Annotated in this window: 12 protein-coding genes; 7 read left to right on the top strand and 5 right to left on the bottom strand. The window is 56.7% G+C overall.

Annotated elements, in window-relative coordinates; translation table 11 throughout:
- Positions 1 to 236: 236 nt before the first annotated feature.
- From QT222_RS14390 to QT222_RS14380, 3 genes are all read right to left on the bottom strand, one after another.
- Positions 237 to 1811 (bottom strand): SagB family peptide dehydrogenase, encoded by a 1575-nt coding sequence (locus tag QT222_RS14390; RefSeq protein WP_491477557.1) that lies wholly within the window; start codon positions 1809 to 1811, stop codon positions 237 to 239.
- A 100-nt stretch (positions 1812 to 1911) separates the two neighbouring features.
- Positions 1912 to 2274 carry a Zn-ribbon domain-containing OB-fold protein gene (locus QT222_RS14385; protein ID WP_004060619.1) on the bottom strand — a complete coding sequence of 121 codons (363 nt, stop codon included), beginning with the start codon at positions 2272 to 2274 and terminating at the stop codon, positions 1912 to 1914.
- Entirely contained in the window at positions 2271 to 3422 is a 1152-nt protein-coding gene (locus QT222_RS14380) for a thiolase family protein (protein WP_004060618.1), read from the bottom strand. The genes QT222_RS14385 and QT222_RS14380 overlap by 4 nt, the downstream gene beginning before the upstream one ends.
- Positions 3423 to 3547: 125 nt before the next feature.
- On the opposite strand from QT222_RS14380, the gene QT222_RS14375 reads away from it, so the two are divergent.
- From QT222_RS14375 to QT222_RS14355, 5 genes are all read left to right on the top strand, one after another.
- On the top strand, positions 3548 to 4141 hold the full coding sequence (locus QT222_RS14375; protein ID WP_491477558.1) for a GNAT family N-acetyltransferase: 594 nt from the start codon (positions 3548 to 3550) through the stop codon (positions 4139 to 4141).
- Between the two features lie 180 nt (positions 4142 to 4321).
- Positions 4322 to 5395, top strand: a complete 1074-nt coding sequence (locus tag QT222_RS14370; protein ID WP_491477556.1) for a sodium:phosphate symporter — start codon at positions 4322 to 4324, stop codon at positions 5393 to 5395.
- A gap of 206 nt (positions 5396 to 5601) precedes the next feature.
- On the top strand, positions 5602 to 6030 hold the full coding sequence (locus QT222_RS14365) for a universal stress protein (RefSeq protein ID WP_004060615.1): 429 nt from the start codon (positions 5602 to 5604) through the stop codon (positions 6028 to 6030).
- Positions 6031 to 6295: 265 nt separating this feature from the next.
- Positions 6296 to 7549, top strand: a complete 1254-nt coding sequence (locus QT222_RS14360) for an MgtC/SapB family protein (RefSeq protein ID WP_004060614.1) — start codon at positions 6296 to 6298, stop codon at positions 7547 to 7549.
- Positions 7550 to 7724: 175 nt separating this feature from the next.
- Positions 7725 to 8687 carry a sodium:calcium antiporter gene (locus QT222_RS14355; RefSeq protein ID WP_491477555.1) on the top strand — a complete coding sequence of 321 codons (963 nt, stop codon included), beginning with the start codon at positions 7725 to 7727 and terminating at the stop codon, positions 8685 to 8687.
- A gap of 18 nt (positions 8688 to 8705) precedes the next feature.
- Here the strand turns inward: QT222_RS14355 and QT222_RS14350 are convergent, their stop codons facing one another.
- Together QT222_RS14350 and QT222_RS14345 are read right to left on the bottom strand one after the other, a co-directional pair.
- Positions 8706 to 9161 (bottom strand): universal stress protein, encoded by a 456-nt coding sequence (locus QT222_RS14350; RefSeq protein ID WP_491477554.1) that lies wholly within the window; start codon positions 9159 to 9161, stop codon positions 8706 to 8708.
- Positions 9162 to 9313: 152 nt separating this feature from the next.
- Positions 9314 to 9478, bottom strand: coding sequence for a hypothetical protein (locus QT222_RS14345; RefSeq protein ID WP_004060611.1), 165 nt, complete (start codon positions 9476 to 9478; stop codon positions 9314 to 9316).
- A gap of 153 nt (positions 9479 to 9631) precedes the next feature.
- Between QT222_RS14345 and QT222_RS14340 the strand changes: the two genes are divergently transcribed.
- Entirely contained in the window at positions 9632 to 10474 is an 843-nt protein-coding gene (locus QT222_RS14340; protein WP_491477553.1) for a deoxyribonuclease IV, read from the top strand.
- 92 nt (positions 10475 to 10566) lie between these two features.
- Positions 10567 to 11414, top strand: an 848-nt coding sequence (locus tag QT222_RS14335; RefSeq protein ID WP_491477552.1) for a ribonucleotide reductase barrel domain-containing protein, incomplete at its 3' end; no start/stop codon positions are given.

Genomic DNA, 11414 nt, shown 5'->3' with positions numbered 1-11414 from the left:
CCGTTTCTTTCGGTTTTACTGGAAATAGTGGGGGGAGAGTGGGGGTTGCGACAGTGCCGTCTCGTCATGTAAGCATATTAGTGGAAACAGTGGGGCCTGACAAGTGTCAGACGGCACCGCGGCACTAGACGAGCAGGATGGATACGAGGATAGATACGAGAGTAGATACAAGAGCGGCACGAGAATAGGAGCGACCAACACGAGACAGTCTTGACGACCTAGCTATCTCCTCCGAATCATTTACTGGACTTTCCGAATGCGAAGAGCGTCATCGGCGTCTGGTTCGCTGCGCGTGGCGAGAGATGCTCGGTTACGAGGTCGTCGTAGAACGTGAACCCTCGCCCACCCAGTGTTCGATGAGCGTAGGTAGCGAGATAGAGTCGCCCAAGGCTCATACCACCGAGGAGTTGTGCCAGCCGGTAGCCACGGTTACCGACTTGGTTGACAATCGAGTCGACATCCGCCATGGTGTACACGTTCGCAGCGGCATCGCCGACTACTCCTTGGTCGAGTGCGAGGTGGCCAGCGGTTCGACGGCTGGTTTCACCGAGGCGTTCGAGGACGTTTCGTTTGGGATGATATTGGTACGCCCCGCTCGGGATGCTATCGACAGCATGGACGAGGCAGTAGTAATCCACCAGGTGCGAAACGTCCTCGTCACAATCGGTTGGTACCTCTCCGAGTGCCCGATCGAGGACCGTGGCGAATTTACGGTCGCTAATGGTATCGTGGCTGTATTCGCGCAACGACCCGCGACGTTCGATGGTTGTCGTGACCGGACGACTGGATGCGGTCTCAGTGTCAACGGGGTTGAGTGTGACCAGTTGGCCGTCGCCTTGGTCGTGTGTTCCGAACACGTGGTCGCCTACGTCGACGAATTGCTCACGCCAGGCACGGACTTCCTCGTTATCTTCGAGTTTGCTCTGTCGCCAGGCGTCAGAGACGAGTGGATAGTCGACAACGTGGTCCGACAGTGGTTCTTCGTCGGGGTCGATATGCTCGATGGCCTGTGCATCCGGGGCTGGATCTCCAGACCCGACCGGAATAAGTTCGAGCGGGGATTCTTCCGCGGGGTCGATACCGAGAAGACGTGTCACGGGTTTGTCTGCGAAACCGGAGACAACTACCGACCGATAACCGAGAGCAGATGCAACAGCCAGCAAATTAGCGAGAATCGTCCCGGAATCCCAGAATGCGTGACGGTACGTTCGGTCGCGATACTTCCAGGCATTGCGCCACCACTGGGAGGTGGCGATGAACGTCACTGGTGCGTTCGCAACCGCCGGGAGGTCGTCTGTCATCTGTGCGAGCACACCACGGTAGTCGCCCGCCCGAAGAACGTCGAACGATTCGGACTCCGGATCGAAGTGGTAGACGCCGGGGTCGAGTCCATCGACAGCACCGGTGACGGCATAGAGATCGATGTGATAGAGTTTCCCCGTACAGGAAGCGGCCCGAAAACGCGTTTGCCTGCCGCGGATTTTCAGCGTCTTAGTTACACCCGTCGCATAGTGGCAGAGCGTTTGGAGTGTCTGGGTGTCGACTGACGGCGACTGGGTATCGACCGATGACGGACCGACACCGTTCGATGGCGAACCAACATCCACACGTGATTCGGGTGGCGGGGTAGTAATCGCAGACAGTGCCGGTTCGTCGGCTGAGTATCGCGACTCTTCGAGCGAGATCTGTGACAGCCCCTCGTACACCTTGTACGGTCGCGGCTTGTTCTCGAAATCGAGTGAGAACGTGTCGGCGCGGACGCGCTCCGGAGAATGTTTCGTCTGCTCGTGGTATTCGCGTGCGTCAACCATGATAACTAATCGCACGCTATCATCAAACGATTTGGGTCTGGCAAGGCGACATGTGGTAAAAAAGACGACACGAGTGAGTCGCTACACCGGACCCCTAATACTACACAGGGTCCCAGCGATAGCCGTCCCAGGACTGACTTTCGGGGGCTTTGATCCCAACTTCTGGGTCGCGTAGTTCTTCGACATACACCGGTTCGACCACATCACCGGTCTCGATGTCGTCGGTGGTTACCTGCCCGAGCGCGCGGACGGCCTGGCCGTCTACTTCGAATTCGACGATCGCCATCGTGTTCGGCTGGCGGACGCCCGGCGGGGTCGCCGTGGAGTGAGTCCACGTAACGACCTTCCCGGTCCGGTCCGAGAGGTCGAGCGTCTCCGTTTGCGGTTCACCACATTTCCGACAACGAGGGTGCGTGGGGTACGAGACGTGCCCGTTAGGACACTTGCCAGCTTCCAGGGTCATTTTGCAGCCTCCATGATGGTAGTGATGACACAATTTCCAAAGCCGCCGACGTTACAGGCCAGTGCAGTGTCGGCTTCGACTTGCCTCGGACCAGCCTCACCGACGAGCTGTTCGTATATCTCGACGCCCTGTGCAACGCCGCTCGCCCCCAGCGGGTGGCCTTTCGACTTGAGTCCCCCGGAGGTGTTGATCGGGAGGCCGCCGTCTTTTGCAGTGACGCCGTCCATCGCCAGTTCCCACGCGGCACCGTGGTCCGCAACACCGATGCCCTCCAGTTGGAGGAATTCAAGGATTGTGAACATGTCGTGAAGTTCTGCCACATCGAGATCATCGGGTCCGACGCCGGCCATCTCGTAGGCTTGCTTACTCGATTCGACGACGCCGCCCATCACGGTTGGGTCATCACGTTCGTGGACGACGTGTGTGTCCGTTGCGCCGCCGACACCGGAGACGATAGCATACTCGTCGGTGATCTCTTGCGCCCGTTCTTCGGTCGTAAACATCATCGCCGCGCTCCCGTCCGTGATAGGACAGAAGTCGTACAACCGGAGCGGATCAGCGATGATTGGTGACTCCAGAGCCGTCTCGATGTCGATCTCTTTCTGGAACTGCGCCTTCGGGTTGTCGACGCCGTTCCTGTGATTCTTGACCGCGACCCGGGCCAGCGACTCCCGCGGTGCGTCGAACCGTTCGAGGTAGTTCCGGGCCGTCATCCCGGCGAATGACGGCAGCGTCACGCCGTGTTTGTACTCCTCAGGGTGGGTACAGGAGGCGATGATATCGGTTGACTCGCCCGTGGTCTTGTGGGTCATCTTCTCGCCACCGACCAACAGCGTCATCTCGCTGACTCCTGAGGCAATCGACTGCCACGCCTCGTAGATTCCCGCCCCACCGGACGAAGAGGTCTGGTCGATTCGCTGGGTGTAGGCCGGTATCACTCCGAGATCATGGGCCAGTGCGTTCATCACCCCCGTCTGGCCTTCGAACTCGCCACTGGCCATATTCGAGACGTACAGATGGTCTACACTTGCGGGGGCGACGCCCGCATCCTCGAGACATGCTTGGCCTGCTTCTGAGAGCAACTCACGGATCCAGGCACTCCGCTGACCGAACTTGGTCATCGATGAGCCAATCACTGCGACTTCCATACTCGAAACTTCTCACAGGTGTCATATTATCATGTTGGTTGAGGATAATTTGTTAGATAGGGCCATGGGTGGAGATATATACCCAGCATCTCACGCCTCAGCTATGAGTTGCTGGCTCGTGTACCCTGTCTCGGTGCCGAAGACGGAACTATCATCTTCGCCGAAGGTGGGGAAGGACTATCGGGGTGCCTGTGCTATGGTCACACATGTCTATCCGGACTGCGACCGAAGACGATACCGACGCCATCCTTCAGATAGCACAACAGTCCTGGAAAACCGACTATCCGGAGATTCTGACCCGCGAAACGGCCGAAGAGGCGGTCACCGACTGGTACACTCCTGAGCAGATTGTAGCGGAACTCCACAAGAGTCAGGCGCGGATTCTCGTTGCTGAACGCGAGGACACAGTCATCGGTTTCGCACACGCGACTTGGAACAACACCGAAGGGGAGGGATACATCCTCCGGATTTACGTTCACCCCGAACACCGGCGAGAAAACGTTGGACGTGAGTTGCTCGAACAGACGTGTGCTGGCCTCGCCGAACAGGGCATCGAACGGATCAACGCGATGGTCCTCGTAGAGAACAAGCCCGGCAACGCGTTCTACGAACGATTCGGGTTCGAACACGCCGATGAACGTGAGACGATAATCGGCGACGAACCCCACCCGGAAAACAGGTACGTGCTCGAACGTCCGTTTGAATTGGACGGTGACTGACCACTGCTGTCTGTCCACGGGTGTTTCGACGAAGGCGTATCGAACGATGATAACTACGTGCCGTTCGACGACGACCACGAATTCCTTACTCCGGTCCAATTTGAACGATAGTCTCTCTCGGTGGAGACGCAAAAGGGACGTACTGTTTTGTCGCCAGCGTGAGTTCGTAAAAATCGAACCGTGAACCAGGTATTGGAACGGATTCGTGTGTCTGGTCCGTATTGGGTCGGCGGCATCCTCTCGCTGACGATGTTTTTGTTCGGAATCCATTTACTGGGAGCGGTTACGGAGGCGGCGGCGGCTCCTCTCCAGCAACTCTTTGGTCGCTACGTCGCTGGCGACGCGCGAGCACTTGGCGTCAGCTGGATCGCAACGTATGCGCTGGCAAACGGGTCGGTGATCGCAGCCCTGTCAGTTTCGCTGTTCAAAACAGGAGTCGTCACGGTCTCGCAGCTATTCTTAATGGTTGCCGGGTCGCGTCTGGGTGCCGCCGCCATTGTGGTCCTAATCGGCGCACTGGACTATCTCCAGAAACGGCGGTACTCGGTGGGTGAAGCGATCAGTCTCGGGCTGCTAACGTTCCTGTTGACCCATTCGGTATATGTACCGGCGACTATCTTGGGGTACCTCTTGTTGCCTTGGCTTCGAGGTCTGTTTGAGTGTGTGGGCGAGGGGTTGGAGTTATCCTCCCAGCCGTTAGCGGTGCTGGAGCCGATGACAACCACCCTCATCGATACTATCGGTGTCGCCCCTGGATTCGTGGTGGCCGTAATCATATTGGTTACCGGTCTCAATCTCTTCGACCGAGTACTCAAGCGGGTTAACACTGCTTGGCTTCGCCAGCGATTCTTCCGCCGGTTTCAGCACAAGTGGGTCGCTCTCGGTTTGGGAATTTTCATCACCAGCATCACTACGAGTGTCGCGTTCTCGCTGGGTGTCATCGTCCCGCTTTACAACCGCGGGTACCTTGAACGGCGGGAGGTCACCCCTTACGTGCTGGGCGCAAACATCGGCACGCTCTTCGATACGGTTGTAGTCGCAGTGGTCCTAAAGTCTCCAGACGGTGTGACGCTCGTCGTGTCACTACTCGCCGTTGGGACTCTCATTACGTTGGGAATACTACTGGGGTTCTCAACGTACCTCGAAACAATCGACGTCGTCCATACCCGACTGGTCGAGGACCAACGGTATCTCGTTGCCTTTCTGATCTCACTGGTCGTCGTTCCAGTCGTGATTACTGTGCTCCCCTTCTAATACAAGCTATAGTAGCGTTTGCAAGTCATTGCACACTCAATCGACCGTTATCGTACGATCGGATGTGTCACCAGTTGCAAACGCTACTATAGTAGCCGTCTTTTCCCTACTTCGCCTGGATACGCTTACACCCATGGATACGCTTGCATCGTTCGTACCAGTCATCCCCCCGGACTCTCTTTTAGCCTCCGTACCGAAGACCCATTGTGCCCGATATCGAGCGGCTCCTCGTGGCGTTCGATGCGACTCCGCTCGCGGAGAAAGCTCTCGAACACGCACTCACGACGTACCCGGAAACAGAGATCACTGTCCTCCATGTAATCGACTACGTCGAAGAGAGGTACGGAGCGGAGTCGCTAGTCGGCACTGAGGAACTTCGAGAGCGGGCCCATAACCGGTCGTCGAAACTGCTTGACAACGCTACGGACATGGCCGCTGAACATGACCGAACGGTGTCGACGGCAATCCGAGTCGGCGATCCCGCTCGCGAAATCATCAGATACGCTGAAGAGCGCGACGTCGATACGATCGTGATCGGCAGCCATGGACGTTCTTTTGTTGTCCGGATGCTCCTCGGGTCAGTTGCCGAAGCAGTGGTACGACGCGCGCCGACGCCCGTATTAGTCGTCAGGTAAACCGCCTTGACCTCCACGCCTCGCAAGCGTATTCTCGACTGCTGTGATAGCCATCACCGACGTACATTGTGAGTCGCTATCTATGGATTACCCATCCACCGCAGCCCAGAGAGTCCCGATGCGATGCCGGTCGTTGTTCCACCGAACCTGATGGAAACAGAAAGCAGTGGATGCTATTCGTCCCCTCACCCAATAGCAGATTCTCAACGGTTGCAGGTTGTCACGCCCGAAGTTTGACAACTGGGTACGGCGAAGTTTGAATGGGATGGTTGACCCAGCTACTGACTCGCTACTAGTGCTCGTCTTCCGCGTCTCTATTGCGTTCGGTATTGGCGCACTCATCGGACTAGAGCGAGAACAGAGCGAATCGGGCGGCACGTTCGCTGGCAGTCGCACGTTTCCACTGTTCGGACTCGTTGGTGCGCTCGTCCAAGCGTTTTTTCCAGCAATGTTACCCATCGTAGTGATTGCCCTCGTCATTCCGTTGACTGTCGCGTACGGCGGAAAAGTCTGGACCGAACACGATATCGGTTTGACGACGCTGACTGCTGCGCTCCTCACGCTCCTTCTCGGAGCTTTGACAACCCATTCAGAGCAAGGAACGCTGCTCGCGATCATTGTCGGTGGAGTCATCACGATTCTCCTCTCTGCCAAGGGGACCATTCACGGGTTTGCCGACCGGATCAACGAGGCCGAACGTCGGGCCTCGATCAAGTTCATCCTGATCGTGTTAGTTATCCTCCCGACGCTGCCCGACCGGGGACTCGATATTTTGCTTGGACTCAATCCGCGGTTTATCTGGCTCATGGTCGTGTTCGTCACTAGCTTGAGTTTCGTCGCCTACGTTTTGAGTCGGGCCGTCGGGGCCAAACGGAGCCTCGCCGTGACCGGCATCTTGGGTGGGTTCGTTTCCTCGACGGCGACGACTGTTTCGATGGCCGAACGGACGACGGAAACGCCTACTCTCTATCAAATTTGCGCGTTTTCGACAGTCATCGCGTCAATCGTGATGTTCCCGCGAGCGCTCGTCGAGATTGCGGTCGTCAATCCTGCGCTGCTCCCTCGTGTCGCCGTTCCACTCGGAGCGATGACGGTCACTGGAGTACTCGTCGCGGGTGTCATCTACTGGTTGTCTCCCACAGAAAGAGAGATGGAAGCTAACATCAAAAACCCGTTCCGGCTCCGACCGGCACTGTTCTTTGGCGCCGTCTTCGCTTTGGTTCTCCTCGTGTCCAAGTCCGCAAATTCGTGGTTCGGCGCGTCGGGTGTTTATGTGACGGCGTTTGTCTCTGGTCTTGCGGATGTCGATGCAATCACGCTCACGTTAAGTACGCTCGCAGCAGATGGCGCGATTTCTCCGGACGTTGCAACGACTGGCATCGTCATCGGTGCCATCTCGAACACTCTCGTGAAGGTCGGACTCGCGTGGCTGCTGGGGACGCGACAACTCGGTCAACTCGTAACGGTGGTCCTTGGTGTCGTCTTGGCTATCGGCATCGTAATCATTGTGCTATTGTAGCGTTTGCAAGTCAGTGCACACCCGACCGGCCGCTGTCGTGCGACCGGATGTGTCACCAGTTGCGAACGCTACTATATAATCGAGAACCAAGGCTGGTGGACTCCGTCGAATACAACTATAGCGTGTTGACTCCTGTCGAACGCAACTATATGCTGATACGTGAGAATGGATTATTATGGCTGTTTCGTCGCCTGTTCTCGCTGTCGGAGCGTTTATCGTCGGGGTGGTGATTATCATCTACAGCGTTGAGGAACTCGTCGAAAACATCGCGAAAGCAGCGGTGGTGACAGGGCTGTCGACGTTCGTTCTTGCGGTTCTCTTTGCGGGGCTGGATTTCGAGAACTGGGCGTTTGGTGTTGCCTCCATGCTCGGCGAGTTGCCGGGCATCGCAATCGGCTCCGCGTTGGGGTCCGGGCTCTTTCTCGTCGGCGTTGCAGTCGCTATTGGTGGATTCATCGCTCCGTTCGAAACGACGGTTGACCGCGATTATCTGGCGCTTTTGTTTCTCTCTCCCCTCCTTTTGCTCGTGTTCATCCTGGATGGGATGTTATCTCGGTTCGACGGCGTGGCCCTACTCGCCTTCTTTGGACTTATTCTTGGCTACATATATCGTGAAGAAGAAAAGGGGAGGGAGACGTTTCGGGACGAAGAAGCCGAAAAAGCAGTTTCGGAAGTCGAATCCGAGGGACATGGGGAGTGGTACTATCTCGGGCTGTCGGTGTTGTTCGTCGTCGGTATCGTAGTTGGATCGGAGTTAGCCGTCCGTGGGGCACGGGGAATCGTGACCGCGTTCGGTCTCAACCAAACGGTGTTCGGCATGACATTCGTCGGAATGGCGATGGCGGTAGAAGAAGTAACGTTAGTCGTAGCCCCGGTCCGAGAAGGGCGGCCGAGCATCGCCGTCGGCAATATTGTCGGGAGTTTGATTTTCTTCGCGACAGGGAATATCGGTCTCCTCGCAGTCACGCGTGCATTTACGCTCGACCCCTCAGTGCTGGCGTTTTACTGGCCCGTATTTTTCATCGCAACCGCCGCAACCGGCTTTTTTCTCTACCGGGGGCGGATCAAACGGCCCGAAGCCATCGTACTCGGAGCTCTCTATGTCGCTTATTGGATCGGTAGTTACCTCACTATCTGATACCGGGGTGGCTGTATCTCATACCCTACTCGCTTCTTTCTCCCCCTCGCGAGGGAGCGGCACGGTGAGGACTGGAATATCGGAGAGTCTGACAACTTTCTCCGTCACGCTTCCCAGCAGGTATCGGTCTAGTCCAGTCCGGCCGTGGGTTCCCATCACCACGAGGTCGATATCGCGGTCGTCGACGTACGTCAGAATTGCACGATACGTCTTTCCTTCAATAATTGAGGTTTCGATGTCTTCGATATCCGCGCTCTCAGCGCGTTCGAGGACGTTGTTGACGGCCCGTTCTCCCCTTGCTTCGAGCTTCTCACGAATATCTCCAGCTTGGTCTACCCAGGTGATATCGTGTGTTTCGATGACGTAAATCGCGTGCAGTTCTGCATCGTATTTGCCTGCGAGGTCAATAGCGTGTTCAATCGCTTCTTCCGTCCCGTCGCTCCCGTCCGTGGGGACGAGGATAGCTTCGTACATAGTCTAACTTTCGTTCGGTCTCGCAAAACAACTTGTGTCGTTTCACGGGAAAATGTCCGCCACAAGCTCCGAGTGGTGTTCCGTATAGGTCACCATTGCCCGCGCTTTCGACTTTGAGAACAGTCCACGAAACAGTATCGAGAGCAGTACGGTTATTCACCTTCTCTGAGTGACTCGATCCGTTGTTCCAGATCGTCAATGGCCTCCTCGACACTCTGTTTCGCTTGCTCGCTCACGTCCTCGGTTTCGCTAACCACGTTCCCGAAGGCGTCTCTAACCCGCTGAACCGCGTCACTGATGTTATCTGACTCGCTCATGAGTCAGTCTCAATCCGTACGCCAGACACTTAGATGTGCATGGGATTATCTAGCATTATTAACCGACACGTGTTATGATACATTCGCGCGGCGGAGCGGTCCAACGGGGAACCACCCACGAAAGATTAACCGCGAGCCTCGCCACATCTGAGTATGTTCAGGCTCGGTGCACACGTTTCGATCTCGGACGGCTTCGAAGCGGCCGTCGAACACGAGGTAGAACTGGGTGGGAACTGTGGTCAACTCTTCGTTGGCTCTCCTCGAGGCTGGACTATCAGCGAGGTCGACGAGACAGAGGCCAACGCGTTTCGAGACGCTGCCGACGAACAGGATGTCGGCCCGTGGGTCATCCATGGGACGTACCTTATCAACCTCGCAACGCCGAAGGACGACCTCGCACGCAAGTCCATCGATTGCCTTCAAGATGAACTCGACGCGGCGGCGACGCTGGACATTCCGTACTACGTGTTCCACCCTGGCGCGCACACTGGCGCTGGCGAGGAAACTGGCATCGACAACGTCGGTAAACGACTGTCAGATATCGACGTACCGAGCGGCGTGACACTCCTGTTGGAGAACACTGCCGGCAAGGGAACCACCGTCGGGAAGCGACTCGAAGACCTCGATACCATGGTGAAGACATCGGACTACGAGTACGGCGACCTCGGCATTTGCCTCGATACCTGCCATCTCTTTGCGGCAGGGTACGACTTCACCGATGAAGCAGCGATGGGCGAGCTAGTCGACGAGATCGATTCGACCGTCGGCATCGAGAACGTGCACTATCTCCATCTCAACGACTCGAAACACCCGCTCGGCTCCGAGAAAGACGAGCACGAGCACATCGGCGAGGGCAAAATCGGTGAGGCGGGCTTTCGTCAGTTTGTCAACCACGACACCCTTCGTGAGAAACCGATGGTCCTAGAGACACCCAAAGATGAGAGGGGCGATGTGTGGAATATCGAGAAAGTGACGGCGCTCCGTACCGACGGCTGAGTGGAGTGGCACACAGTTCCGGGTGGGTGCTTCAGAGCGAGCTTCGGGAGTTTGGGTCACGTCTTAATAGAACACGAGACGCACCTAGACGTATGGGGTCGCTCGACAGCGTCGCTAAGACCGTCCTCCATCGACGGTATCTGCGACAAGACAAGGAGGGGAACGTCGTCGAGACGCCGGACGAGATGTTTCACCGAGTCGCCGCAAACCTCGCGGCGGCCGAGTCACAGTTCGGTGGCGACGTCGAAACGACCGAAGCACAGTTTTACGAGGTAATGAGCAATCTCGATTTTCTCCCAAATTCGCCGACACTGATGAACGCTGGAACCGAACTCCAGCAACTCGCTGCCTGCTTTGTCCTGCCGATTGAGGACTCGATTGAATCGATCTTTACAGCCGTCAAGCAAACGGCGCTTATCCACCAGAGCGGCGGTGGCACTGGTTTTTCGTTTTCGAACCTCCGTCCCGAAGGGGATGTCGTGCTGAAAACCGGTGGCGTGGCATCCGGACCAGTGAGTTTTATGAAGGTATTCGATACCGCGACCGAGCAGATTAAGCAGGGGGGTCGCCGCCGGGGTGCAAATATGAGTGTACTCGATATCACCCATCCCGATATTGAGGAATTCATCACCATCAAGGCAGAAGAAGACGTGTTACGGAATTTCAATCTCTCTGTGGCGACGGGTGAGGCGTTCTGGGATGCTTACGAATCGGAGGAGACCTACGACATCGTGAACCCCCGAACCGGGGAGACAGTCCGGCAAGCGGACCCTGACGCCATGCTTAGCCAGACCGCCGAGATGGCGTGGGAGACCGGTGACCCCGGGATTCTCTTCTTAGATACGATCAACGAACAGAACCCGATATCGGAACTCGGGAAAATCGAAGCGACGAACCCCTGTGGTGAAGTTCCGGAACTCCCCTACGAGGCGTGTATTCT

Source organism: Haloferax sp. s1 (assembly GCF_058382125.1).
This window is presented reverse-complemented; position numbering and strand designations above follow the sequence as displayed.